This is a genomic window from Enterobacter cloacae complex sp. I1M, assembly GCF_014982425.1.
GTDB lineage: Bacteria > Pseudomonadota > Gammaproteobacteria > Enterobacterales > Enterobacteriaceae > Enterobacter > Enterobacter intestinihominis.
Genome location: NZ_JADCLG010000003.1, coordinates 38,419 through 63,203 on the forward strand (window position 1 = coordinate 38,419; position 24,785 = coordinate 63,203).

The following is a 24,785-nucleotide window of genomic DNA, read 5'->3' on the forward strand; positions in this document are numbered from 1 at the left end:
TCAACGCCGCGCTGCGGGCAGTTTTGCGGCTTTATTCACGTCATACCACCACGTATCAAAACCAAGCGTATAAACCGGGCGAACGGCGGGCAGGGAGAATTTGTCCCAGCGGGCCACGCGATCTTCACCCATGTACCACATCGGCAGCATGTAATAGTTCCAGGTTAACACCCGGTCAAGCGCGCGCCCGAGCGGCAGAAGTTTCTCTTTATCGCCCTGAGCGGCAACGATTTTCGCGATCAGCGCATCAATCACCGGACTCTTTACCCCCGGAGCGTTGTAGGAGGAGTCGATATACCCCGATGCCCAGGAGATTTGCAGGTCTGAACTCGGCCACGGCTGGGCAGCCCACAGGGTTTGCATCATGTCGTAATCGCGACTGCGCTTGCGGTTGGTCAGCTGGGCAATATCGACCTGGCGGATATTCATGGTCACCCCAAGACGGGCAAGGTTCTTCTTAAACGGCAGCACCCACTGATCGTTTGCGCCGGAGGCAATCAGCAGTTCGAAGCTGAGCGGCTTACCAGTTTTAACATTTACTCGTAGCCGATTTTTCAACACCCAGCCAGCGTCATCCAGCAGTTTGCTGGCTTTCAGCAGGTTGTCCCGGTCGAACCCGTTTCCGTCGGATTTTGGCGGTTCAAATAGGCGGGTGAACACTTCCGGCGGGAGCTCCGCTTTCATTGGCGCCAGCAAAACCAGCTCGTCCGCGTGGGGATAATCACGGGCGGCATATTCAGTATTCTGGAAATAGCTGTTCGCCCGGCTGTAGGCTCCGTAAAACAGCGCTTTGTTCATCCATTCGAAATCAAACGCCAGGGTAATAGCTTCACGCACCCGACGATCGGAAAAAACCGGGCGCTGAATATTAAACGCCAGCCAGCGCGTGTCCTGCGCGGATTCGTTTTTATGTTCGTCTTTAACGATATAGCCTTTCGCGAAATTTTTTCCGATATACCGGGTCGCCCAGTTTTTGGCGCTGTTCTCGACACGTAAATCAAATGCGCCTGCCTTAAACGCCTCGAAGGCCACGTTATCATCCAGGTAGTAGTCGTAGCGGATTGTATCGAAGTTCCAGCGGCCCCGGTTTACCGGCAGCGTGGCTGCCCAGTAATCTTTCACGCGGGAATAGATCACGTACTGGCCCATTCGCCAGTCGGTAATGCGATACGGTCCTCCGGCCAGCGGCGGGGAAGAGAGGGGATCGCTCAGCTTATGGTTTTTCCAGAATGATTCGGGCATGACGGGCAGGGAGAACAGGCTCAGCATATTCTCTTTGTTTGGCTCAGGGAGTTCGATTCGCACGGTCAGCGGGGCGATGGCTTTCACCGTGGTGCCCTTGTACACCAGACGAAACTGCGGCACGCCTTCGGTCATAAATTTATGAAAGGTGAACGCCACATCGCGGGCGCTAACCGGCGTACCGTCGTGAAAACGCGCCCGCGGATTAATCGCGATTTCTGCCCAGCTAAAATCATCGGCGTAACGCACGTTCTCAGCGACCAGGGGATAATAGCTGCCGGGCTCGTCGTCGGAGGTGACGAACAGCGTGTCATAGAGGGATTCGGTACGTGCTGCCGCCACGCCGCGCAGGGCGAAGCGGTTAAAGTTGTCAAACGTTCCGGTCGCGGAAAGCGTCACGTTCCCGCCTTTCGGGGCGGCGGGGTTCACATAATCGTAGTGAGTAAAGTTGACCGCATACTTCGGCTCGCCAATGACGGCAAAGGCCGTGCTCTCTTTGATGGTCTGCGCCTGGCTCGACAGGCTCACCAGCGCCAACAGCATCAATACAACGCGCATAATCATAGTGCGGCGGATCCCTTTGTTCACAGGCAGGCTCGGTTGAGGAGAATAATAAGGGACAGCGTCGTGATTGTGAAATTATTCCCCGAGCGTGATGTCGGGTTGCCACGTCCTAAACTGCTCCAGCGGCATTGGTCGGCCGATCCAGTAGCCCTGAAGATAGTTCACGCCATGCTCGCGCAGCCACGCCGCCTGCTCGGGCGTTTCAACACCCTCGGCGACGGTTAACATATTCAGGCGTTCTGCCAGCGTCAGCACCGCGTCAAGCACTGGCGAGGTAACGGTTTCAGTCCCGATGGCATTCACGAAGCCACGGTCAATTTTCAGGTAATCCATCGTGAAGCGTTCCAGATAGATCAGCGCGCTGTGGCCGGTGCCAAAATCATCGATGGCGATTTCAAAACCTTCATTGTGCAGCCATTCAAACAGCTGATTTGCCTCGCGGTGGTTGATCATGTCGCGCTCGGTTATTTCCAGCACAATCTGGAAGTGATCGGGCGGAAGGGCAGCGGCAAACGCGCGCATATCCTCCTTAAAGTTTTCCGCATGCAGATGACCGGGCGCGATGTTGATCCCAAACTTGGCCCCAGGCGGGAGCACCGTTTGCAGGACAGGGGCATCGCGGATAATCAGGTCAAAAAGATGCAGCGTCAGCGGGACAATCAGCTTCTGCGCTTCAGCGAAGTTAATAAAGGCATCCGGTGGAATTTCGCCCATCACCGGGTGCTTCCAGCGCATCAGGACTTCCAGCCCGGTCATTCTGAGCGACTGCGCATCCACGACGGGCTGATAGACCACGTAGAACTGGTCGTGCTTGATGGCCGTAAGGATCTCTTTCCCGGGATTCAGACGGATAGTGAGAATATAGAAATTCAGCAGACCTGCCGCAATACCGCAGACCAGGCCGAAGAACACGGCGTAGAGCAGTTCATCGGTCTTCCAGGCTTGCGCATAGACGTTAACGGTCAGAGGAATATTTTTCAGCGTGGCGGTGCGGGCAGGGACCTCAGGCAAATCCCGCGCCTGAACCAGCATTCCGGACTGGGTGGATAACGCGGAGTCGCCAATGACGATCGATATTCCGGAAAATTCATCCTGACGTGACGTATAAAGAAGGTAAGGCGTCAGGTTGATGTTCACGGAGGTAAATACGCCGCCGTCTTTTACCAGCGGATTGCGATACCAGATAGCGATCGCGGGTTTATCCGGCAGCATGGGCGTACCCGGCAGGAGCGCGATATCAACAGGTTTGCTGATGTGTAGCTGAGGGATAAGCGTTTCCATTGGGGTATTCATCGGACCTGTTGCCGAAGAGCAGAAGGCCTGTTTATCCCGGACCAGCAAAAAGGCGCGCACGTTAATACTGAAGGCCGCGCGTGAGGTGAGCGCCGCACTGACCTCTTCACAGCTGTTCAGCGTGAGCGGCTGGAGCGTATTAATAGAGGTTTTAAGCTCGTCGAAAAAGCTCTCCATGTAGACGCTTAAATCCGTAATGAGGGTATCGTACCTGACTTCTCGCTTGTGATAACTCCAGTAAAACTGTAACGCACTCAGAAGCAGGGCGGTAAACAACCCCGTCAGAATACTGAGAAACAGTATCTTGCGGTTGCTGGAGAAGTAGCGGGTAAACATAGATGTCGTGATTCCTGAAATGACGCTGGATGTCTATCAGTGTAACGGGCAAAAAAAAACACTGCCGGAGCAGTGTTTTTTTAATCGTATCGCCAGCCAAGGGATAACCAACGATACGACAGCAATATTAACTACGGCTCAGAACGCGGCGAGCTTCGTTGTAGCGCTTCTTCCAGTAAGGTTCGTTCATGCTGGAAATCGTCACACCACTGCTGGTGGAAGCATGGACAAACTGATCGTTACCGATATAGATGCCAACGTGTCGACCGGTTGAACCTGCTCTGAACAGGACTAAATCGCCCGTACGCAGTTTAGTGCGCGAAATGGACTTGCCCATTTCCTGCTGTTCATAAGTAGAACGCGGAAGGTCTAACCCAAACTGCTCACGGAAAGTACGCTGTACGAATGCGGAGCAATCGATGCCTTTCTTGGTGCTGCCGCCCAGGCGGTAACGCACGCCTTTCCAGTCAGCATACTGATCCATAATACGCGACTTAACGTCGAGATTACGTACCATATTTTCAAATTCATCCTGAGAGGCTTGCAGTGAAGAGGAATCTTCCATTCCCACAACACGCGTCTCAGGATGCATATTCTTCGCGGTGTTCGTCGTACTACATGCCGAAAGCAGAACTGCCACTGCAATCGCCGGGATCCCCCGCAAGATATATCTCAAAATTGGTTGAGATTTGACCATTTTGTTTGTTTTCCCTTGAAGTCCTTAACGAAAATATCGTTATAAAAATGCCAACCGTGACGAGACTAATTATCTGTTCACAATGAGACAATTCTTTATGGTGAAATCTGTGGCACAACGCACAAAATTATTCACCACGATAATAATTATCTCAATGGGGCAAAACGAGTTCGAGGTTAACCGATTGCAAAGGGCATTGCGAGCAAAAAAGACCGTTTTTTTATAAGAAAATGTGATACACAACGTTACAGCGCGGAATTGCTCAAAATGCCGCCATTCATACCGGTAATCCCTGCAATTGCTTCATTTTTATCACGAATTGTATGACGGAATGATGACAGCGCTGAATGATGCCGGAAAGAAGTGACTCAGGGATCGAAAACGATCCCTGATGAATGGTGTTAATTAGCGTTATTTATTTGTTTCAGACTTGTTTAAATTTGCCGGGAAGATAGCGATCAAAAATACTTATTACGCGATCGCTCAGGGGAGTCATCAGCACCCAGGGTAAACCAATTAACACCGCCGTGAGGGAGCCTACGGCGATATCTGTCAGCCAGTGAGCGCCAATCATCACCCGCGGGAATGCAAATACCACCACAATAACCAGGGCGATGGCGAAGGCTTTTTTACCGAAATAGCGCAGCATGAAGCCAGCAAAAATCAGCAGCATCATACCGTGGTCGCCCGGGAAGCTGTCCTTCGAGGCGTCTTTGGTTGGAATATGAAGCAGCTCGCTGACGCGGTTAATATTCGGGAAAGAGAGCGACGGACTGGCGCGTTTAACCGGCATCAGATGCTGCGCCAGCTGGTTGATAATCACGGCTGCCAGCAGCATGACCAGGCCGATAATCAGAATACGGCGACGACCCGTTTTGTCTTCCTTCAGCCAGAAGGAGAGCATCAGACAGCCCATTGCCAGCAGCGAACAGCCGTCAAACGCGCGGTTGTTGGTGATCGCCACCAGCCACAGGAAGGCTTCACTCTTCGCCAGCGCCTGGTTAAAGAAGTGGAACAGCCCGGAATCCAGCGGGAACCAGAAACCGTGATCCGCCGGGATATACCAGGAGAAAAAGATCGCCAGACCGGCAGCGTTGAGCAATAAAATAGCAGGAAGTCGAGTCGTCATAGTCTTCAGCAATGTGTGAAATCAGGGGCAACGTTAGCCGCCCAAACTTAAACGAAGCTTCAACAGGCTTGACTGGAGGGCATTCCAGTCGGTATTAACCGCACTAATTAACTCTATCCGGCTGTCGGGTGGCGCGACGTTCTGGGTTTCTATAAAGAAATCCTCGCCCTGACGATTAATGCGCACCAGACCATCCGGGGTGCGCATGATCCCTTTTACCCGCTCAACCGGCGCCAGTCTCGCCCATTCCAGTATACCAATGGTGTCGAAAACCGTATCGGCATCGAAGATCCAGCCGCAGGCCTGGTGTCCCTGGCCGCTGTTCAGATTTCGACGCCAGCGCTGATGTTCCGGCAGGCTCAGCGCTGCCAGACCTTGCTTCGCGCCGTGGCTATGTGAATGCTCTGCGCTGGCAGGCAGTTGCGTCTGGTTGAGGCGGGGAAGATCGAGCAGGGCGCCATCAATGTTGCCCTGGGTGGTCTGCACGTACTGACGTCCACCGCCAGCCTGCTGCCACCAGGCATTGAACGCGGCCTGACTCTCAGCCGTCGCGCGATCGGATTTATTCGCCACGATGATGTCTGCCGAGGCGAGCTGGTCGCGGAAATTGTCGTTATTGATCGCTTTTTCATCCAGCAGCTGGCGGGGGTCGAGCAGGCAAAGCGTCGCACGCAGCTCAAGCCACGGCTCGTAGACCGGGGCGGTCAGTAAATCAAGAATTTGCTTCGGATGACCCAGCCCAGTGGGTTCAATCAGCAGACGGTCAGGCTTGCCCTGACGCAGCAGCGTATTCAGCCCGACCTGCATCGGCAGACCATTCACGCAGCACATACACCCGCCCGGGATCTCTTTCACCATCGCGCCGCTGTCGGCGAGCAACGCGCCGTCGATCCCCACTTCGCCAAATTCGTTGACCAGCACGGCCCACTTTTCCGCCGGATCTTTATTGGCCAGCAAATGCAGAATGGACGTAGTTTTACCGCTGCCGAGAAAACCGGTGATCAGGTTGGTTTTGGTCACGTGCGCTCCGATAAATAATTGTGATGTAGTAACAACTATCTATCATCCTGACGAAAAAATCGGGCATTGAGAAGAGGGAGGGCGAACGGAGCGTAAAACCGTTCGCCTTAAACGCAATAATCGCTAAATTTTTAACGTTTCGATAACGGCCTGACGCGCGCCGAGCCGGACGAGGCGCTGGTACGCGCCGGTGATTGCCTCGACAAAGACAGGGTTTTGCGGCAGGTCGTCGCCAAAGATTTCTTTTAGCGTCAGCAGGGCGCTAACGCGTTCTGTGTCACTGCTGGTAGCGACAATGGCCTGAAACTTGTCGCTCAGCGGATCGCGCACGTCAATGGCGTTGCCCTGGTCGTCCGTCCCGCTGACGTAGCGCATCCAGCCTGCGACGCCCAGCGCCAGTAATGGCCAGGCGGTGTTACGCTCAAGATGCATGCGGATCCCATCCAGCATGCGCTGAGGCAGCTTCTGACTGCCGTCCATAGCGATTTGCCAGGTGCGGTGCTGTAGCGCCGGGTTGGCGAAGCGGTCAAGCAGGCTGTCAGCATAGGCTGTCAGATCGACGTTGGTGATGCGCAGCGTAGGGGCCTGCTCATTCAGCATCAGCCTGCGGGCAGCCTCGCGGAAGCTGTCGTCCTGCATACATTCATTTATGTGCGCGTAGCCGGCAAGGTAGCCCAGATACGCCAGGAAGGAGTGGCTGCCGTTCAGCATCCGCAGCTTCATCTGCTCCCAGGGCAGGACATCCTCAACCATCTGTACGCCTGCAACCTCCCATTCCGGACGCCCGGCGACAAAGTTATCTTCCACTACCCACTGAATGAACGGTTCACAGCTGATGGCGCAGGGATCTTCAACGCCAAGTTCCTGGGTGATTTCCGCGAGTGAGGCGTCAGTGGCGGCGGGCACGATTCGGTCGACCATGGTGCCAGGGAAGCTCACGTGCGCCTCGATCCATCCGGCCAGCTCTGCGGAACGCTTTCCGGCCATGCCGAGAACGGCATTTTTCACCACGTGGCCGTTATCGGGAATGTTGTCGCAGGAGAGCACGGTAAACGCCGGCAGGCCGCGCTCGCGGCGGCGATGAAGCGCTTCGACCAGAATACCCGGCGCGGAATGCGGCTCAGACGGATGCTCAAGATCGTGCAGAATGCGGCTGTTGTGCATATCCAGTTTCCCCGTCGCCGGATCGATGCAGTAGCCTTTTTCGGTAATGGTGAGGGAGACAATGGCCACCTGCGGTTCGCAGAACTTCTCAATAATGGCTGCTAGCGAGTCGAGTTTTGCGTTCAGGCACTCTTTTACCGCACCGATAATAATGGGCTGATTGCCTTCGGCACCTTTCTCCAGCACGGTAAACAGATGATCCTGCGCGCGGAGCTGGCGCATGAGAACATCGCCGCTAAAGAGGCTAATCTCACAAATACCCCAGTCGCCTCCTTTGGCGTTCAGCACCCGGTTTGTTAACAACGCCTGATGCGCCCGGTGGAACGCGCCAAAGCCGAAATGGACGATGCGGGAGCGTAACTGCTCGCGATCGTAGCGGGGCTGCTGGACATGAGCAGGAAGCGCGGTGGAGGCAATAGTCTTCATGTAGTACACACCTGATTAACCATTAATTAACAATGCCAGTTTAAAGTTATATGACAGCAAATTAAATTGGTAAGCCGTAAATATCCCGGTTATGTGAGTTTGATCAATCAATGTCGCGCGCTGTGTTGACCACTTCGATTAAACATGTATGGTAGTCGTCATTGAGGTAATCCATATTGGTATAACAACTTGAGAGGGTGGGGCAATGGAACAAACCTGGCGTTGGTACGGGCCGAACGATCCGGTTTCTCTTGATGATGTGCGTCAGGCTGGCGCAACGGGTGTGGTCACGGCGCTGCATCATATTCCGAACGGTCAGGTGTGGCCGGTGGAGGAAATCCAAAAGCGTCAGGCACAGCTGGCAGAGAAGGGTCTAACCTGGTCTGTCGTGGAAAGTATTCCGGTTCACGAAGATATCAAAACCCACTCCGGTGAGTGTGAAACCTGGATTGCGAATTATCAGCAGAGCATTCGTAACCTGGCGGCCTGCGGTATTGATACCGTCTGCTATAACTTTATGCCAATTCTGGACTGGACGCGTACCGACCTGGAATATGAAATGGCCGATGGTTCGAAGGCGCTGCGTTTCGATCAAATCGCTTTTGCGGCTTTCGAGCTGCACATTCTGAAGCGTCCGGGGGCGGAAGCAGACTACACCGCCGAAGAGCAGCAGCAGGCGCTGGCGTGGTTCAATGCCGCCAGTGAAGCGGACATTGAGAAGCTGGTTCGCAATATTATCGCGGGCCTGCCGGGGGCGGAAGAGGGCTATACCCTCGATCAGTTCCGCGCGCGCCTGGCGGAATATGGCGATATCGATAAAAACCAGCTGCGTGAAAACATGGCGCACTTCCTGCGCGCTATCGTGCCGGTGGCAGAAGAAGCGGGCGTGCGGCTGGCGGTTCATCCGGACGATCCTCCGCGTCCAATCCTTGGCCTGCCGCGTATCGTGTCGACCATTGAGGATATGCAGTGGCTAAAAGAGACGGTGGACAGCATCTACAACGGCTTTACCATGTGTACGGGCTCTTACGGCGTGCGTGCGGATAACGATCTGGTGCGGATGATCGAAACCTTCGGGGATCGCATTCATTTCACTCACCTGCGTGCAACCTGCCGTGAAGAGAATCCAAAAACCTTCCATGAAGCAGCCCACCTTGGCGGCGACGTGAACATGGTTGCGGTGGTGGATGCCATTCTCTCTGAAGAAGTACGTCGTAAGCAGGCGGGGGATGTACGTCCTATCCCGTTCCGTCCGGATCACGGGCATCAGATGCTGGACGATCTGCGCAAGAAAACGAATCCAGGGTATTCGGCGATTGGCCGTCTGAAAGGGATGGCGGAAGTGCGCGGTATCGAGCTGGCGCTGAAAATGACGAAGTATCCAGAGCTTCTGTAAGCCTGATTGCCCGGTGGCGCTACGCTTACCGGGCCTACGAAAAACCGGCTCTGAGGCCGGTTTTTGTGTTTTTGTAGGCCGGGTAAGGCGCAGCCGCCACCCGGCAAACGCCACAATCAGTCAGCGCGACCCATATAGCGTTTTTCTTCGATATGGATACGGATTTTCTCGCCCGCTGACAGGTATTCTGGCACCTGTACGACCAGACCGGTAGTCAGGGTAGCCGGTTTGTTACGCGCGCTTGCAGACGCGCCTTTGATGCCCGGTGCCGTTTCAACGATTTCCAGATCAACGGTCTGCGGCAGCTCCAGCGCCAGCAGCACGCCATCCCAGGTCAGCACCTGCATGTCCGGCATTCCACCTTCAGGAATAAACAGCAGCTCTTCTTCGATCTGATCTTTGGTGAAGATATACGGGGTGTAATCTTCTTTATCCATGAACACGTATTCGTTGCCGTCGATGTAGGAGAAATCAACGTAGCGACGGGTCAGGGTCACGGTATCCACGATATCGTCGCCTTTAAAACGTTCCTCCACTTTCAGGCCGGTACGGACATCGGAGAAACGCATTTTATACAGCGTTGCTGCGCCACGGGCGCTGGGTGCCTGAATGTCGATATCTTTCACAATCAGCAGTTTGCCGTTGTAATTCAGTACCATACCTTTCTTGATTTCGTTCGCTCTTGGCATTGCAGTAATCCTGTTTACGGGAGGTAAAAAATATCGCGCCAAATTACTCGCGCGCGGCCTTTCAGGCAAGCGGAATTCGTGGGTTTTGCTATCAATACATAAAAGGTGTTACTGTGCGCGCAATGCCCGACTGCGCGGGCATCTGCCACCAACAGAGAGCATGTATGGATTGTCGTTCCGACTGTGGCGCGTGCTGTACCGCACCGTCCATCTCAAGCCCCATTCCAGGCATGCCACAAGGCAAGCCTGCCAATACCCGCTGCGTTCAGCTCTCTGACTCCAACCTGTGCATGATCTTTGGCTCGCCTTTACGCCCGAAGGTGTGCTCCGGGCTCCAGCCTGGCGCCGAAATGTGCGGCAGTACGCGCCAGCAAGCCATCACTTACCTGCTTGAGCTGGAAGCGCTCACCGCGCCTTAAACGTCTTTGATCCGCGTCAGGCAGCTCAGCGTCAGGACGCACATCACCAGCGCAATCCAGAACACCGTATGATAGTTCCAGATTTCAGCCACAACGCCCGCCAGTGAGCCTGCAATAATCCAGCCCACGCGGGTGGTATTAGTATAAAGGGTGGTGGCAGCGCCTGCCTGACCCGGCATCAGATCCTGGAAGTAGAGCATGCCGATACCGGCCAGAATGCCGATGTAAATGGCGTTCAGCAGCTGTAAAGCAAGAAGCAGGGCTGGCGTATGAACCGTCAGCATACCGACATAAAACAGCAGTCCGGCAACGGCGGCGATGCGCATCAAAAAGCGCTTGCCGAAGCGCTTCGCGTAATAGCCCGCAATCAGCATGGTGGGGATCTCAAGCCCCGCGGCGGTTCCCATCATGATCCCGGCCAGCTTCTCCGGCAGATGCAGCTCATCAATAATAAACAACGGCATATTAATGATATAGAGGCTGTTCGTTCCCCACATCAGCGTACAGATAATGAATAACAGTAGTGCGTCGCGCCGGTTACGCCGCGGTGCTTCCAGCGTACCGGTCGCCACTTTCGGCTCTTTACGCATGGAAGGCAGGAAGAACCATACCATTGCGCCACACACCACGAAGGCTACCGCCGCGCTGAGGTACATTACCGTAAAGCCAAAACCCATTGCCAGCGCGTAGGCGAGCGGGGGGCCAATCACCCACGCAAGCGACACCTGCGCGCGCAGTATCGAGCTGAACATCACCGCTTCCCGTCCTGTACGGTCGGCGTGCTCGCGGGCAAGGGCGAACATCTGCGGGTTGGCGGTCGAGCCGAAGCTGCTCAGGAACACCCCAACAAACAGCAGAATGAAATAGTTGCGGTTCCAGGCAAACAACACGCAGGCGAAAACGCCCAGCAGACAGCAAAAAACAATCAGGCTTTTGCGATCGCCTTTTCTGTCGGAACGCCCGGCCAGAAACTGGCTGACCAGGATGCCAATGATGGCGCTCCCGGTGAAGAAGAAGCCAACCATCGCCGGACGCGCGTGGACTTCGTTGGTCAGAAACAGGCTCAGCGTAGGTGTTTGTAACGCACCGGCAATACCGGTGAGGAAAGCAACAATCAAAAACGCCGTTGACGTCAAATCAAAGGGCTTTGGTGAGGCGGCAGCGGGGGTGTTATGCATGTTCAGTCTTTGCGAGTAACAGAGAGAGGCGGAGTTTACGCCGCCTGTCATTAAATAAACAGAGGGCAAAATCAAGATTGCCACAATAAATCAAAATAGCATTTCAGTTTAACGCTGTTTCGCTGAAGCGTGCTGAACCTGTTTGCTGAACATCAGCAAAAACCTCCCTATTGAAGAAGAAATGTGCTGCACTTCTAAATTCTGCAACAAGAAATGTAACTTTTCTTGCAACCTTTTGTAGAAAAGACAAGACTTCTTGAAACGTTTCAGCGCTATCTTGCATTCCTGTAGAAGCAGGTTAGCGCATATTTTCTCAGTTAAGCTGAAACGATTCAATTTCAGCAGGAGAGGAGAATCATGTTCCAGTTATCTGTTCAGGATATCCACCCGGGCGAACAGGCCGGGAATAAAGAAGAGGCTATTCGCCAGGTCGCCGCTGCGCTCGTGCAGGCTGGCAACGTGGCGGACGGCTACGTCAACGGCATGCTGGCGCGTGAACAGCAGACCTCCACCTTCCTCGGTAACGGTATTGCAATTCCGCACGGCACCACGGACACCCGCGATCAGGTGCTGAAAACCGGCGTGCAGGTCTTCCAGTTCCCGCAGGGCGTGCTCTGGGGCGAGGGGCAGGTGGCTTACGTGGCGATCGGTATCGCGGCCAGCGGTGACGAACATCTGGGCCTGCTGCGTCAGCTGACGCACGTGCTGAGCGATGATGCCGTCGCGGAACAGCTTAAATCCGCCACCACTGCTGAAGAGCTGCGTGCCCTGCTGATGGGCGAAAAACAGAGCGAAGCGCTGAAGGTGGATAATGAAACCCTGATGCTGGACGTCGTTGCGTCCGATCTGGTGACGCTCCAGGCGCTGAACGCGGCTCGCCTGAAAGAGGTGGGGGCGGCTGATACCGCCTTTGTGACCCGCACCATCAATGATAAGCCTTTAAACCTGGGTCAGGGCATCTGGCTGAACGACAGTGCTGAAGGCAACCTGCGCAGTGCTATCGCGGTCAGCCGTGCTGCGGTTGCCTTTGAGACAGACGGGGAACGCGCCGCGATGCTGGTAACCGTTGCCATGGCTGACGATCAGCCGGTATCCGTCCTGAAGCGCCTTGGCGATCTGCTGCTGAACAATAAAGCTGAAAAATTGCTGAACGCAGACGCGGCGACGGTGCTGGCCCTGCTGACCAGCGACGATGCGCTGACGGACAACCTGCTGAGCGCGGAGTACGTGGTGCGTAACGAACACGGCCTGCATGCCCGTCCGGGCACCATGCTGGTGAATACCATTAAACAATTTGAAAGTGAGATCACCGTGACCAATCTGGACGGTTCGGGTAAACCAGCCAACGGGCGCAGCCTGATGAAAGTTGTCGCGCTGGGTGTGAAGAAAGGCCATCGTCTGCGTTTTACCGCGCAGGGTGCTGATGCTGAACAGGCGCTAAAAGCGATTGGCGACGCCATCGCGGCCGGTCTGGGGGAGGGCGCATAATGAGCAGACGTGTTGCGACCATTACGCTGAACCCGGCTTACGATCTGGTGGGCTTCTGCCCGGAAATTGAGCGTGGCGAAGTTAACCTGGTGCGAACCACCGGCCTGCATGCCGCAGGGAAAGGGATTAACGTGGCGAAGGTGCTGAAAGATCTCGGCATCGACGTCACCGTTGGCGGCTTCCTTGGCAAAGACAACCAGGACGGTTTTCAGCAGTTGTTCAGTGAACTGGGCATCGCCAACCGTTTTCAGGTTGTGCAGGGCCGTACCCGTATTAACGTTAAGCTGACCGAGAAAGACGGTGAAGTAACCGATCTGAACTTCTCTGGCTTCGAAGTGACCCCGGCTGACTGGGAGCGCTTCGTTGCCGATTCCCTGAGCTGGCTGGGCCAGTTTGACATGGTGTGCGTCAGCGGCAGCCTGCCGTCCGGCGTCAGCCCGGAAGCGTTCACCGACTGGATGACGCGCCTGCGCAGCCAGTGCCCGTGCATTATTTTTGACAGCAGCCGCGACGCGCTGGTCGCCGGTCTGAAAGCCTCGCCATGGCTGGTTAAGCCTAACCGCCGTGAACTGGAAATCTGGGCGGGCCGTAAGCTGCCAGAATTAAAGGATGTGATTGACGCTGCCCATGCGCTGCGCGAGCAGGGTATCGCTCATGTGGTGATTTCGCTGGGTGCAGAAGGTGCCCTGTGGGTTAACGCCTCCGGGGAATGGATTGCCAAACCGCCTTCTATGGAAGTGGTCAGCACCGTGGGTGCCGGGGATTCGATGGTTGGCGGCCTGATCTACGGTCTGCTGATGCGCGAATCCAGTGAACATACCCTACGCCTTGCTACCGCCGTTGCGGCCCTGGCCGTGAGCCAGAGCAATGTCGGTATTACCGATCGTACCCAGTTAGCCGCGATGATGGCGCGCGTTGACTTAAAACCTTTTAACTAACAGCAGGAGAGGAATAATGAAAACGCTGCTGATCATTGACTCCGGTCTCGGACAGGCTCGTGCCTATATGGCGAAGACCCTGCTGGGCGCGGCGGCACAAAAAGCGCACCTGGATATCATTGATAACCCGGGTGATGCTGAAATGGCGATTGTTCTGGGCGACAAAATCCCCGCGGACAGCGCCCTGAACGGCAAAAAAGTGTGGCTGGGCGATATTAACCGCGCGGTGGCACACCCTGAACTGTTTCTGAGCGAAGCAAAAGGTCATGCGACGGTTTACAGTGCACCCGTTGAGGCCGCGCCGGTCGCAACCGCTGGGCCGAAACGCATTGTTGCGGTAACGGCTTGCCCGACAGGTGTGGCTCACACCTTTATGGCGGCTGAAGCCATTGAAACCGAAGCGAAAAAACGCGGCTGGTGGGTGAAGGTTGAAACTCGCGGCTCTGTTGGCGCGGGTAATGCCATCACACCGGAAGAGGTGGCCGAAGCCGATCTGGTGATCGTGGCGGCCGATATCGAAGTGGATCTGGCGAAGTTTGCTGGTAAGCCGATGTACCGCACCTCAACCGGCCTGGCGCTGAAGAAAACTGCGCAGGAGTTTGATAAAGCGCTGGCGGAAGCCAAACCTTATCAGGCGACCGGTGCGGCTAAAACGCCTGGCGAAGGTAAGAAAGAGTCTGCGGGTGCCTATCGTCACCTGTTAACCGGGGTTTCCTACATGCTGCCGATGGTGGTGGCGGGCGGCCTGTGTATTGCGCTCTCCTTTGCCTTTGGTATCGAAGCCTTTAAAGAGCAGGGCACGCTGGCGGCAGCCTTGATGCAGATTGGTGGCGGCTCCGCGTTTGCGCTGATGGTGCCGGTGCTGGCGGGCTTTATCGCCTTCTCCATCGCTGACCGTCCGGGTCTGACGCCGGGTCTTATCGGCGGTATGCTGGCCGTGAGCACTGGTTCTGGCTTTATCGGCGGTATTATTGCCGGTTTCCTTGCCGGTTACGTGGCGAAGCTCATCAGCTCGAAGCTGAAGCTGCCGCAGAGTATGGAGGCGCTGAAACCTATCCTGATCATCCCGCTGATTTCCAGCCTGGTGGTCGGTCTGGCGATGATTTACCTGATTGGTAAGCCGGTCGCGGGCATTCTGGAAGGTCTGACCCACTGGCTGCAAACCATGGGGACGGCGAACGCGGTGCTGTTGGGCGCAATCCTCGGCGGTATGATGTGTACAGACATGGGCGGTCCGGTAAACAAAGCGGCATACGCGTTCGGCGTTGGCCTGCTGAGTACCCAGACCTATGCGCCTATGGCGGCGATCATGGCGGCAGGTATGGTGCCTCCGCTGGCACTTGGCCTGGCGACAATCATTGCCCGTCGTAAGTTCGATAAAGCGCAGCAGGAAGGCGGCAAAGCGGCGCTGGTGCTGGGTCTGTGCTTCATTACCGAAGGCGCAATCCCGTTTGCGGCGCGCGATCCAATGCGTGTTCTGCCATGCTGTATCGTCGGCGGTGCGGTAACGGGAGCTATCTCCATGGCGGTAGGTGCGAAACTGATGGCACCGCACGGCGGTCTGTTCGTCCTGCTGATCCCTGGCGCCATCACGCCGGTGCTGGGCTACCTGCTGGCGATTGTTGCCGGTACGCTGGTGGCGGGTCTGTCTTACGCGGTGCTGAAGCGCCCGGAAGCGGAAGTGGTCGCAAAAGCAGCCTAAAAGAGGTGTCGGGTGGCGGCTTCGCCTTACCCGACCTACAAAAAAGCCGGGTCGCGTTAAGCGCCCGGCTTTTTTTATGCCGCCTGTTCAGCGGTCTGCTGTGCCTTCAGCCAGGCAATCTCTTCTGCCCAGATATCCGGATTGATGGTTTCCAGCACCATTGGAATGCCGTCGAAGCGGGCATCCTGCATGATAAAGCGGAACGCATCGTGGCCGATATTACCTTCGCCCAGGCTGTGGTGACGGTCTACGCGGCTGCCGAACGCGCTTTTCGCATCGTTTAAGTGCATACCGCGAAGATATTTAAAACCAACAATACGCTCGAACTCTTCGAAGGTATTTTTCGTGGCCTCGGTTGTGCGCAGGTCATACCCGGCGGCAAACGCGTGGCAGGTATCAATGCACACGCCCACGCGGGATTTGTCTTCCACGCCGTCGATGATCGCCGCCAGATGCTCAAACTTAAAGCCGAGGTTGCTGCCCTGACCGGCGGTATTCTCAATCACCGCCGTCACGCCCTGGGTTTTATCCAGCGTCATGTTGATGGACTCGGCGATGCGCGCCAGACAGGCGTCTTCGTCGATTTGCATCAGATGGCTACCGGGATGGAAGTTCAGCAGCGTCAGCCCCAGCTGTTCACAGCGCTGAACCTCATCCAGGAATGCTTCGCGGGATTTTTCCAGTGCCTCAGCAACCGGGTGGCCGAGGTTAATCAGGTAGCTGTCGTGCGGGAGGATCTGCCCAGGCCTATAGCGGTATTTCTCGCAGGCGGCTTTGAAGTCATCAATCACTTCCGCGGTGAGGGGAGCTGCGCGCCACTGGCGCTGGTTTTTGGTGAACAGGGCGAAAGCGGTCGCCTCGATTTCGGCGGCGCGAATGGCGGCATTCGCAAGGCCACCGGCAGCGCTGACGTGCGCTCCAACATATTTCATAAAAAGACTCCTGTTAACCCGAAATGCCTATGATAGCGGGTTAACAGGAGAAGGACGAGATGGTTTATGCCAACAGGCTGTGTACCGCAAGGTTAATCGCACCGCCGCCAACAATCAGCCAGATGAACAGCACCAGCGCCATCAGCAGCGGTTTCGCCCCGGCTTTTTTCAGCGCGCTGACGTGCGTGGTGACGCCCAGCGCCGCCATTGCCATCGCCAGCAGGACCGTATCCAGCGTGACCAGCATATCCACCATCGCTTTTGGCAGCAGGTGGAAAGAGTTGAAGATAGCGACCACGATGAACAGGATCGCAAACCACGGAATGGTGATTTTGCTTTTCTCGCTGCCGCCTGCCGGAGCCAGCTGTTTAACCCGCGCCGCAAGGAAAATCAGGAACGGGGCCAGCATCATCACGCGCAGCATTTTGGCGATGACCGCCGCGTTTTCCGCTTCCGGGTTAATGGCGTGACCTGCCGCCACCACCTGCGCCACTTCGTGCATGGTTGAGCCGATATAAATGCCGTAGGTTTCCGGGCTAAACCAGTGCGCCACCAGCGGATACATGGCTGGATACAGGAAGATCGCCAGCGTACCGAAGATAACTACCGTCGCGACGGCAACCGTGACTTTACTGGCTTCGGCTTTGACTACCGGCTCTGTTGCCAGTACAGCCGCTGCGCCGCAGATGCTGCTACCCGCACCGATCAGCCAGCTGGTCTGTTTGTCCAGTCCAAAGATCTTCTGGCCGATAAAGCACGCCAGTAAAAAGGTGCTCGAAAGGGTCAGGACGTCGATGGCAATCCCGCTGACACCCACATCCGCAATCTGCGAAAAGGTGAGACGGAAGCCATAAAGGATGATCCCGAGACGTAATAAATGCTGCTTGGCGAAAATCACGCCGCCGTCGCAGGATTTCCAGATATGCGGGTAAACGGTGTTCCCGACCACCATGCCGAGCAGAATGGCCAGCGTCAGGGCGCTGAACCCTGCACCGGCAACAGCCGGTATACTGCCACCCCATAAGGCCACGCCGGTAACCACGGCGCTGAGCGCGAGACCCGGCACGAAGTGCCACACTGTACGATGATGTTGTAAGGTGATTTCTGACATAACCTTCTCCTTTGTCTGGCTAAAGGTTACGGCGCTCTGGCTTAAAAATAAAATTGATTATATATTTATAATCAATCTTTATAAGTGGTAAGCAACCATGCACATTACATTGCGTCAGCTGGAAGTTTTTGCCGAGGTGCTGAAAAGCGGCTCGACAACCCAGGCGTCACAAATGCTGGCGCTCTCGCAGTCCGCCGTTAGCGCGGCCTTGACCGATCTTGAAGGGCAACTGGGCGTCCAGCTTTTCGACAGGGTAGGAAAGCGACTGGTGGTGAACGAACATGGCCGCCTGCTGTATCCGCGTGCCCTGGCCTTACTTGAGCAGGCAACGGAGATCGAACAGCTGTTCCGCGAGGACAACGGCGCTATTCGCGTCTACGCTAGCAGCACGATCGGTAACTACATCCTGCCGGAAGTGATCGCCCGCTACCGCCGGGATTTTCCGACCCTGCCGCTGGAGATGAGCGTCGGCAACAGCCAGGACGTGATTAACGCGGTGATTGATTTCCGCGTGGACATCGGTCTTATCGAAGGGCCGTGCCACAACGTCGATATCATTGCGGAGCCCTGGCTTGAGGATGAGCTGGTGGTGTTTGCTTCCCCGGCCTCTTCTTTACTCCAGGGCGAGGTTACGCTGGAGCGTCTGGCGCAGGCGCAGTGGATCCTGCGAGAGCAGGGCTCCGGCACGCGTGAGATTGTCGATTATCTGCTGCTGTCCCATCTGCCGCAATTCCAGCTAGGGATGGAGTTAGGTAACTCCGAGGCCATTAAGCATGCCGTACGTCATGGCCTGGGCATTAGCTGTCTTTCCCGACGGGTGATCGCCGAACAGCTGGAAACCGGCTCTTTGGTTGAGATCCCCGTTCCGCTGCCGAAGCTGGTGCGCACGCTGTGGTGCATCCACCATCGTCAGAAACACCTTTCCAGCTCGCTCCAGCGTTTTCTGCGCTACTGCGAGATGTAAAAGCGCCCCTCACCCTGGCCCTCTCCCCAAAGGGGAGAGGGAAAAATTATGCTTTGCTTATAATCCTGGCCGAGTCATGAAGCTCTCTTATAACTGAGCATTTCTGCCGGAAGCAACGCAGATCGTCTGCTACAATCGCGCCTCATTTATTGAATGGACAGCATTTTCACATGGTTTCAGAAACTAAAACCACAGAAGCGCCCGCGCTACGTCGCGCACTTAAGGCGCGTCACCTGACGATGATCGCCATTGGCGGCTCCATCGGTACGGGTCTTTTCGTTGCCTCTGGCGCAACAATTTCGGCAGCCGGCCCGGGTGGGGCATTATTCTCTTATATCCTGATTGGCCTGATGGTCTACTTCCTGATGACCAGCCTGGGCGAATTGGCGGCATACATGCCGGTGTCTGGTTCGTTTTCGACCTACGGACAAAAATACGTTGAGGAAGGCTTCGGCTTCGCGCTGGGCTGGAACTACTGGTACAACTGGGCGGTGACCATCGCCGTTGACCTCGTCGCCGCACAGCTGGTGATGACCTGGTGGTTCCCGGACACGCCCGGCTGGATCTGGAGCGCCCTGTTCCTGGCGGTCATCTTCCTGCTGAACTACATCTCCGTGCGCGGTTTCGGCGAAGCGGAATACTGGTTCTCTTTGATTAAAGTGGCAACCGTCATCATCTTTATCGTCGTCGGTGTGGCGATGATCGTTGGTATTTTCAAAGGGGCCGAACCGGCGGGCTGGAGTAACTGGACAATAGGCGATGCGCCGTTTGCCGGGGGCTTCTCGGCGATGATTGGCGTGGCGATGATTGTCGGCTTCTCCTTCCAGGGCACCGAACTGATTGGCATTGCGGCCGGTGAATCCGAAAACCCGGAGAAGACCATCCCGCGCGCGGTGCGTCAGGTGTTCTGGCGTATCCTGCTGTTCTATGTGTTCGCGATCCTGATTATCAGCCTGATCATTCCGTATACCGACCCAAGCCTGCTGCGTAACGATGTGAAAGACATCAGCGTCAGCCCGTTCACCCTGGTCTTCCAGCACGCGGGTCTGCTCTCTGCGGCGGCGGTGATGAACGCGGTGATCCTGACGGCGGTACTGTCTGCGGGTAACTCCGGGATGTACGCCTCTACCCGCATGCTTTACACCCTGGCCTGCGACGGTAAAGCGCCACGTATTTTCTCGAAACTGTCTCGCGGTGGCGTGCCACGCAACGCGCTGTATGCGACCACGGTGATTGCGGGTCTCTGTTTCCTGACCTCCATGTTCGGCAACCAGACGGTCTACCTGTGGCTGCTTAACACCTCTGGTATGACGGGCTTCATTGCCTGGCTGGGCATTGCCATCAGCCACTACCGTTTCCGTCGCGGGTACGTCAAGCAGGGTCATGATCTGAATAATCTGCCGTACCGGTCAGGGTTCTTCCCGCTGGGGCCGATCTTCGCCTTCGTTCTGTGCCTGATCATTACCCTGGGCCAGAACTATGAGGCCTTCCTTGCGGACACCATTGACTGGGGCGCCGTCACGGCCACCTATATTGGCATTCCGCTGTTCCTGATCATCTGGTTTGGCTACAAACTGACGAAAGGAACGCGCTTCGTTCGCTACAGTGAAATGGATTTCCCGGAACGATTTAAACAATAACCGCACTTCCTCTCTTTTAGCCCGCTCAATCGAGCGGGCTTTTTTATGGGCAGATCAGAAGCTGTAGGTCATGCCAACGGTATAGCGACGGCCATCCAGCACGGTGTCATACGTATCGTAATCAATCTGCTTATCGAGCACGTTATACACACCGGCAGTAACCAGCAGGTTTTTGTTGGCGTTGTAGCGCATACCGACATCCACCTGAGTGTAGGACGGTGTACCCTGGGACATTGACGTGCGGCTCAGGTACTCAGACGTTTTACCGCGCAGGTTCAGACGGCTCCAGAAGCCGACGTCGGGCGTCGCCTGCCAGTCCAGGGTGGTGTTGAACATGTGTTTTGGCATTTTGTTCAGTGGCTTGCCGGAGAACTGGCCGCTCTTCTGCTCGGATTCTGTATAGGTGTAGTTTGCAGTCCAGTTCACATCGCGCGTGATTTTCCAGCCGAAGGAGGACTCCACACCGCGCATATTGGCTTTGTCCACGTTGACGCGATCGCTGACGAAATCATAGCTATGATCGCCAATCGTACAGGCGGGATCGGCGCTGCTGTTACAGCGGCGAACTTCCGTAATTTTATCCTTGAAGTCGGTATTAAACAGCGTCACACCGGCATTAAGGTTATCGTTGTTATCCCAGAGCAGGGCGAGCTCTTCGCTCAGGCTCTTCTCGGGTTTCAGATCCGGGTTGCCGACGATGATACCGTCAAGACGGCCGCCACCTGTCACCTGGCCCCAGCTGGCAGACGACTGACGCAGATCCGGCGCACGATAGCCAGCAGAAACCCCGCCTTTCAACGTCCACTGATCGGCCAGGTGCCATACGCCGTAACCGCGCGGCGTCCAGTTCGTCCCGTAGTTTTGGTCTTTATCCATACGCAGGCCGCCGGTCAACGTAAAGCTTTCCGTCATTGACCATTCATCTTCGGCAAACAGGGCCCAGCTCCAGCGCGTCAGTTTGTTCAGGCCGTCAGCAGCTTCCAGCTGATTACCGTTGTCGCGCAGTTTCTCATAGCGGTACTGCCCGCCGAGGGTCAACGTATGATCGCCGAGGAAGATCTGGTTCTGGTTGTTAAAGGTGGTGTTGTAGGAACGCATTTTGCGACCTGGATTATTGGTCTCTTCCTGCTGGATATAGCTGGTGGTATTGAAGTCGTCGTAATAACCACTGTGGGTTAACGAGTAGGTCGTGTGCTCATAGCGCGAGTCGCTTTTGGTATTTGGCGTACAAGTTGTTCCCCGGCAGGTTTCAGCTGCTTTCGACATCCCCGGGGTGCTGTTTCTGTCCTGAAGCTCGCGAGCAAAGTCGAGGTCGAAATCATTCTTCTCGTCCGGCGTGAAGTTCAGCGTAATGCCACCGTTACGCATTTTCTGCTCGTTATAGCCGTTCACGATTTTATCTTCTGCGCGGCGTGACAACAGCCCCGTCACTTTTGCACCCAGCAGCCCGTCAATCAGGGGACCAGAGGCGTAGGCGTTGGTCTGGAAGATATCGCCGGAGTCATGATTTTCCTGGAAGGTTGCATCGCCATGCAACGAACCGGTCCAGGCTTTGGTGTTCGAGACTTTTTTGGTAATGACGTTAATGACGCCCCCCATAGCATCGGAGCCGTAAAGCGAGGACATCGGGCCGCGGATGACCTCGATGCGCTCAATGGACTCCAGCGGCGGCAGCCAGCCTTGTTCAATACCCGAGTTGTCGCTGTTTGGGCGGGTGCTTCGCGTACTGACGCGTTTGCCGTTCACCAGGAACAGGGTGTACTGAGAGGCCATGCCGCGAATACTGATATCACTGCTACTTCCACCGCCGGTGACGACGACGCCCGGGACATCTCTCAGGGCATCGGTAACATCACGGTAGGCTTTATCTTCAATCTGCTGTTTTGAAATCACAGAGATGGAGGCGGGGGCATTCTGGATCTTTTGTTCAAAACCCGTCGCGGTAACGACAACGGTGTCCTGATCGGCTGCGTGAACGAAGGGGGAACATGTGGCAGCGCCAATGGCGACGGCCAGGAGCTTAATGCGTGGTATTGTCATTTGTACATTCCGTATAAAAATGAAAAAAACTCCATCGGGATAACCCTGAGAACTGTATGTTTTTGTCTTGTAAGAACTCTTTGAGATGGAGAAGAGCCTGGAATTGTACAAAAGAATGTAGAATTGTAAACACAAATGATAATTGAAATCATTTGTGTTTGAGTGAGGGCGACGGAAAACAGGCTGGATTCAAGCGGATAGGATTATGTAAATGAGGGGAAAGGCCCGACAGGCGAGAGGCTATCGGGCAAACAGCTGTATTTACGCGAACAAATGTGTCGCATGGAAGCGAAGATGATCTTCAATAAAGGACGCCATAAAGTAATAGCTGTGATCGTATCCCGGCTGTATGCGCAGAGTCAGCGGCCAGTCCTTCTGGCGCGCGGCTTCCGCCAGCACCGCAGGCTGTAACTGCCCGGCGAGGAACTGATCGGCATCACCCTGATCCACCAGCATCGGGATAGCGTCTTCTGGCTGGCTTGCCAGCAACAGCGCACAGCTGTCCCATTCCTGCCATTTCTCTGCATCCTCACCCAGATAGTGCGTGAAGGCTTTTTGCCCCCACGGCACCTGCGTTGGGTTCACAATCGGCGCAAATGCGGACACGCTGGTGTATTTCCCCGGATTTTTCAGCGCCATTATCAGCGCCCCGTGGCCACCCATCGAATGTCCGCTTATCGCGCAGCGCTCGCTGACCGCGAACTGAGAGTGCACCAGGGCAGGCAGTTCATCGCGAATGTAGTCATACATGCGGTAATGGCTCGCCCAGGGTTGTTCCGTGGCGTTGAGATAGAACCCGGCGCCTTTACCCAAATCGTATCCGGCATCGTCGGCCACGTCATCGCCACGCGGGCTGGTATCTGGCATCACCAGCGCAATGCCCAGTTCGGCAGCAATACGCTGGGCGCCCGCTTTGGTGGTGAAGTTTTCGTCGTTGCAGGTCAGGCCTGAAAGCCAGTACAGCACCGGTGGATTGTCCGCAGGGGGCAGGAAAATACTGAACGTCATAGCACAGTTCAGCGTGGTGGAGTCGTGCCGCCAGCGCTGCTGTCGACCTTCAAAACAACGATGCTCTTCGAGCAGTTCCATGCAGGGCTCCTTATACGAAAGACTATTCATTAAACGCATAATACAGAGTTTTCATTGACCTGTGAGCAACTTTCACTTTCGCAGGACGGCGAGATGTTGCATCATAAATTTACTTTTCTTTAACAATTGGAGCGATCATGGCGCTGCGTATCGCGCTCAGCGGATTTGTGGTTCTGGTCGTGGCGATGGGGATAGGGCGCTTCGCCTTCACGCCTCAGGTGCCGCTGATGATTGCCGCCGGGCAACTCACGCTCACCAGCGCGGGGCTGGTGGCGGCAATGAACTACCTGGGCTATCTGGTGGGGGCATGGGATGCTATGCGCGCTCATCGCTTCGTTGAAACGCGCCTCTGGCTTGGCATCACTGGCGCGGTGGCGCTGACGCTGCTCTCTGCGGCGGCAGATAATGCTGTCGTTCACGGCCTGCTGCGCTTTGTGATCGGCTGCATGAGCGGCTGGTCGATGGTGCTGATTGCCGCCTGGACCAACGAGCGGCTGGGGCAGCTGGGCAAGCCGGGGCTTAGTGCAGCCGTCTTTGCCGGACCCGGGGCCGGTATCGCCCTGAGTGGCCTGCTGGCGGTCTATATTCAGGCGAAATCCTTGTCCGCCGGGGCGGCATGGCAAATCTACGGCGTACTGGCGTTGGTGCTGATTGCGCTGGTGGCGCGCTACCTGCCGCGCGCGGGCCAGCTTCATCGCCCCGGTACCGCGCCTGAGCCGCTGTTGTTGACCGCGGATCTCAGGCGTCTGGTCTGGAGCTACAGCCTGGCAGGGTTCGGCTATATCCTCCCTGCGACCTTCCTGTCGCAAATGGCGGCGGTGCGTTTCCCGGGCAGCCTGTTTGCCCAGTTTGTCTGGCCAATATTTGGCGCCGCCTCGGTGGTGGGGATTGCGCTCAGTATTGCCCTGCGGCATACATCAAGCGCTAACCGCAGGCTGGCGATTGTTCTCTGGTTACAGGGGATAGGCGTGCTGGCGGCCTGGCTGCTGCCGGGCATTGGCGGCTTGCTGACGGGTGGGCTGCTGGTGGGCGGCGGGTTCCTCTGCGCCGTGCAGCTCTCTCTTCTGTACGGTCGCGAGCTGGCGCCAGATCATACGCGTTATATGGCGGGATTGCTCACCACCGGGTATGCCATTGGTCAGCTGATTGGTCCGGTCACGTCGGCACTCTCGACCTGGCTCACGCACCGGCTGGAACCCGCGCTGGGGCTGGCGGGGATCGCGCTGTTCGCTGGCGGAGCGTTAGTCTGGAACCGTCAGGCTGAAAGGCAACAGCAATTGCAATAATTATCGACGTGAATACTGGATTATGTGCGTCGCCTCACGCAC

The 24,785-nt window shown here is 55.9% G+C and carries 20 protein-coding genes; 8 read left to right on the forward strand and 12 right to left on the reverse strand.

All coding sequences use genetic code 11. From position 1 onward, the window contains the following. The 6 genes from INF86_RS01065 to INF86_RS01090 form a co-directional block, all read right to left on the reverse strand. Positions 1–1,806, reverse strand: coding sequence for an extracellular solute-binding protein (locus tag INF86_RS01065; RefSeq protein WP_038416428.1), 1,806 nt, complete (start codon positions 1,804–1,806; stop codon positions 1–3). 75 nt (positions 1,807–1,881) lie between these two features. Beyond that, positions 1,882–3,435: a cyclic di-GMP phosphodiesterase gene (locus INF86_RS01070; protein ID WP_193543143.1), complete on the reverse strand. Its 1,554-nt coding sequence runs from the start codon at positions 3,433–3,435 to the stop codon at positions 1,882–1,884. Between the two features lie 127 nt (positions 3,436–3,562). After that, positions 3,563–4,132, reverse strand: coding sequence for a bifunctional murein DD-endopeptidase/murein LD-carboxypeptidase (gene mepS / locus INF86_RS01075; RefSeq protein ID WP_003859364.1), 570 nt, complete (start codon positions 4,130–4,132; stop codon positions 3,563–3,565). Positions 4,133–4,556: 424 nt separating this feature from the next. Then, positions 4,557–5,261 (reverse strand): phosphatase PAP2 family protein, encoded by a 705-nt coding sequence (locus INF86_RS01080; RefSeq protein WP_022648725.1) that lies wholly within the window; start codon positions 5,259–5,261, stop codon positions 4,557–4,559. Between the two features lie 33 nt (positions 5,262–5,294). Beyond that, positions 5,295–6,281 (reverse strand): GTP-binding protein, encoded by a 987-nt coding sequence (locus INF86_RS01085; protein WP_045308657.1) that lies wholly within the window; start codon positions 6,279–6,281, stop codon positions 5,295–5,297. 123 nt (positions 6,282–6,404) lie between these two features. Continuing rightward, positions 6,405–7,871, reverse strand: a complete 1,467-nt coding sequence (locus tag INF86_RS01090) for a mannitol dehydrogenase family protein (RefSeq protein ID WP_126503309.1) — start codon at positions 7,869–7,871, stop codon at positions 6,405–6,407. 205 nt (positions 7,872–8,076) lie between these two features. Between INF86_RS01090 and uxuA the strand changes: the two genes are divergently transcribed. Beyond that, positions 8,077–9,267 (forward strand): mannonate dehydratase, encoded by a 1,191-nt coding sequence (gene uxuA / locus INF86_RS01095; protein WP_022648722.1) that lies wholly within the window; start codon positions 8,077–8,079, stop codon positions 9,265–9,267. Between the two features lie 116 nt (positions 9,268–9,383). Here the strand turns inward: uxuA and yeiP are convergent, their stop codons facing one another. After that, positions 9,384–9,956: an elongation factor P-like protein YeiP gene (gene yeiP, locus INF86_RS01100; RefSeq protein WP_003859355.1), complete on the reverse strand. Its 573-nt coding sequence runs from the start codon at positions 9,954–9,956 to the stop codon at positions 9,384–9,386. Between the two features lie 164 nt (positions 9,957–10,120). Between yeiP and INF86_RS01105 the strand changes: the two genes are divergently transcribed. After that, positions 10,121–10,375 carry a YkgJ family cysteine cluster protein gene (locus INF86_RS01105; protein WP_023300591.1) on the forward strand — a complete coding sequence of 85 codons (255 nt, stop codon included), beginning with the start codon at positions 10,121–10,123 and terminating at the stop codon, positions 10,373–10,375. Here INF86_RS01105 and setB read toward each other — a convergent pair. Further along, the gene (gene setB / locus INF86_RS01110; RefSeq protein ID WP_032622475.1) at positions 10,372–11,553 is read right to left on the reverse strand and encodes a sugar efflux transporter SetB; all 1,182 of its coding nucleotides are present in this window, start codon (positions 11,551–11,553) and stop codon (positions 10,372–10,374) included. The genes INF86_RS01105 and setB overlap by 4 nt on opposite strands. Positions 11,554–11,910: 357 nt before the next feature. Between setB and fruB the strand changes: the two genes are divergently transcribed. The 3 genes from fruB to fruA are packed head-to-tail and all read left to right on the forward strand — an operon-like array spanning position 11,911 to position 15,681. Beyond that, positions 11,911–13,041, forward strand: a complete 1,131-nt coding sequence (gene fruB, locus INF86_RS01115; protein WP_193543144.1) for a fused PTS fructose transporter subunit IIA/HPr protein — start codon at positions 11,911–11,913, stop codon at positions 13,039–13,041. Next, a complete protein-coding gene (gene fruK, locus INF86_RS01120; protein WP_006811313.1) occupies positions 13,041–13,979 on the forward strand; it encodes a 1-phosphofructokinase in 939 nt (312 codons plus the stop codon). The genes fruB and fruK overlap by 1 nt, the downstream gene beginning before the upstream one ends. A 16-nt stretch (positions 13,980–13,995) precedes the next feature. Continuing rightward, entirely contained in the window at positions 13,996–15,681 is a 1,686-nt protein-coding gene (fruA, locus tag INF86_RS01125; protein WP_022648704.1) for a PTS fructose transporter subunit IIBC, read from the forward strand. A 74-nt stretch (positions 15,682–15,755) separates the two neighbouring features. Here the strand turns inward: fruA and nfo are convergent, their stop codons facing one another. Next, positions 15,756–16,613, reverse strand: a complete 858-nt coding sequence (gene nfo / locus INF86_RS01130) for a deoxyribonuclease IV (RefSeq protein ID WP_157507184.1) — start codon at positions 16,611–16,613, stop codon at positions 15,756–15,758. Between the two features lie 64 nt (positions 16,614–16,677). Further along, positions 16,678–17,724 carry a YeiH family protein gene (locus INF86_RS01135; protein ID WP_022648702.1) on the reverse strand — a complete coding sequence of 349 codons (1,047 nt, stop codon included), beginning with the start codon at positions 17,722–17,724 and terminating at the stop codon, positions 16,678–16,680. Positions 17,725–17,821: 97 nt separating this feature from the next. Here INF86_RS01135 and yieE point away from each other — a divergent pair, with 97 nt between their 5' ends. Together yieE and INF86_RS01145 are read left to right on the forward strand one after the other, a co-directional pair. Next, positions 17,822–18,688, forward strand: a complete 867-nt coding sequence (gene yieE / locus INF86_RS01140) for a DNA-binding transcriptional regulator YeiE (protein ID WP_003859337.1) — start codon at positions 17,822–17,824, stop codon at positions 18,686–18,688. Positions 18,689–18,858: 170 nt separating this feature from the next. Continuing rightward, positions 18,859–20,328, forward strand: coding sequence for an amino acid permease (locus tag INF86_RS01145; protein WP_022648700.1), 1,470 nt, complete (start codon positions 18,859–18,861; stop codon positions 20,326–20,328). A 54-nt stretch (positions 20,329–20,382) separates the two neighbouring features. Here INF86_RS01145 and INF86_RS01150 read toward each other — a convergent pair whose 3' ends face one another. After that, positions 20,383–22,368 (reverse strand): ligand-gated channel protein, encoded by a 1,986-nt coding sequence (locus tag INF86_RS01150; protein WP_023306610.1) that lies wholly within the window; start codon positions 22,366–22,368, stop codon positions 20,383–20,385. Between the two features lie 261 nt (positions 22,369–22,629). Continuing rightward, positions 22,630–23,457 carry an S-formylglutathione hydrolase gene (fghA, locus tag INF86_RS01155; protein ID WP_038416422.1) on the reverse strand — a complete coding sequence of 276 codons (828 nt, stop codon included), beginning with the start codon at positions 23,455–23,457 and terminating at the stop codon, positions 22,630–22,632. 137 nt (positions 23,458–23,594) lie between these two features. Here fghA and INF86_RS01160 point away from each other — a divergent pair, with 137 nt between their 5' ends. Continuing rightward, positions 23,595–24,743: a YbfB/YjiJ family MFS transporter gene (locus INF86_RS01160; protein WP_063841547.1), complete on the forward strand. Its 1,149-nt coding sequence runs from the start codon at positions 23,595–23,597 to the stop codon at positions 24,741–24,743. Positions 24,744–24,785: the final 42 nt, after the last annotated feature.

Excerpts from the sequence above, each read along its gene's own strand:
- INF86_RS01065 (WP_038416428.1), bottom strand. The coding sequence starts at position 1,806 with ATGATTATGCGCGTTGTATTGATGCTGTTGGCGCTGGTGAGCCTGTCG.
- INF86_RS01070 (WP_193543143.1), bottom strand. The coding sequence starts at position 3,435 with ATGTTTACCCGCTACTTCTCCAGCAACCGCAAGATACTGTTTCTCAGT.
- mepS (WP_003859364.1), bottom strand. The coding sequence starts at position 4,132 with ATGGTCAAATCTCAACCAATTTTGAGATATATCTTGCGGGGGATCCCG.
- INF86_RS01080 (WP_022648725.1), bottom strand. The coding sequence starts at position 5,261 with ATGACGACTCGACTTCCTGCTATTTTATTGCTCAACGCTGCCGGTCTG.
- INF86_RS01090 (WP_126503309.1), bottom strand. The coding sequence starts at position 7,871 with ATGAAGACTATTGCCTCCACCGCGCTTCCTGCTCATGTCCAGCAGCCC.
- uxuA (WP_022648722.1), top strand. The coding sequence starts at position 8,077 with ATGGAACAAACCTGGCGTTGGTACGGGCCGAACGATCCGGTTTCTCTT.
- yeiP (WP_003859355.1), bottom strand. The coding sequence starts at position 9,956 with ATGCCAAGAGCGAACGAAATCAAGAAAGGTATGGTACTGAATTACAAC.
- INF86_RS01105 (WP_023300591.1), top strand. The coding sequence starts at position 10,121 with ATGGATTGTCGTTCCGACTGTGGCGCGTGCTGTACCGCACCGTCCATC.
- setB (WP_032622475.1), bottom strand. The coding sequence starts at position 11,553 with ATGCATAACACCCCCGCTGCCGCCTCACCAAAGCCCTTTGATTTGACG.
- fruB (WP_193543144.1), top strand. The coding sequence starts at position 11,911 with ATGTTCCAGTTATCTGTTCAGGATATCCACCCGGGCGAACAGGCCGGG.
- fruK (WP_006811313.1), top strand. The coding sequence starts at position 13,041 with ATGAGCAGACGTGTTGCGACCATTACGCTGAACCCGGCTTACGATCTG.
- fruA (WP_022648704.1), top strand. The coding sequence starts at position 13,996 with ATGAAAACGCTGCTGATCATTGACTCCGGTCTCGGACAGGCTCGTGCC.
- nfo (WP_157507184.1), bottom strand. The coding sequence starts at position 16,613 with ATGAAATATGTTGGAGCGCACGTCAGCGCTGCCGGTGGCCTTGCGAAT.
- INF86_RS01135 (WP_022648702.1), bottom strand. The coding sequence starts at position 17,724 with ATGTCAGAAATCACCTTACAACATCATCGTACAGTGTGGCACTTCGTG.
- yieE (WP_003859337.1), top strand. The coding sequence starts at position 17,822 with ATGCACATTACATTGCGTCAGCTGGAAGTTTTTGCCGAGGTGCTGAAA.
- INF86_RS01145 (WP_022648700.1), top strand. The coding sequence starts at position 18,859 with ATGGTTTCAGAAACTAAAACCACAGAAGCGCCCGCGCTACGTCGCGCA.
- INF86_RS01150 (WP_023306610.1), bottom strand. The coding sequence starts at position 22,368 with ATGACAATACCACGCATTAAGCTCCTGGCCGTCGCCATTGGCGCTGCC.
- fghA (WP_038416422.1), bottom strand. The coding sequence starts at position 23,457 with ATGGAACTGCTCGAAGAGCATCGTTGTTTTGAAGGTCGACAGCAGCGC.
- INF86_RS01160 (WP_063841547.1), top strand. The coding sequence starts at position 23,595 with ATGGCGCTGCGTATCGCGCTCAGCGGATTTGTGGTTCTGGTCGTGGCG.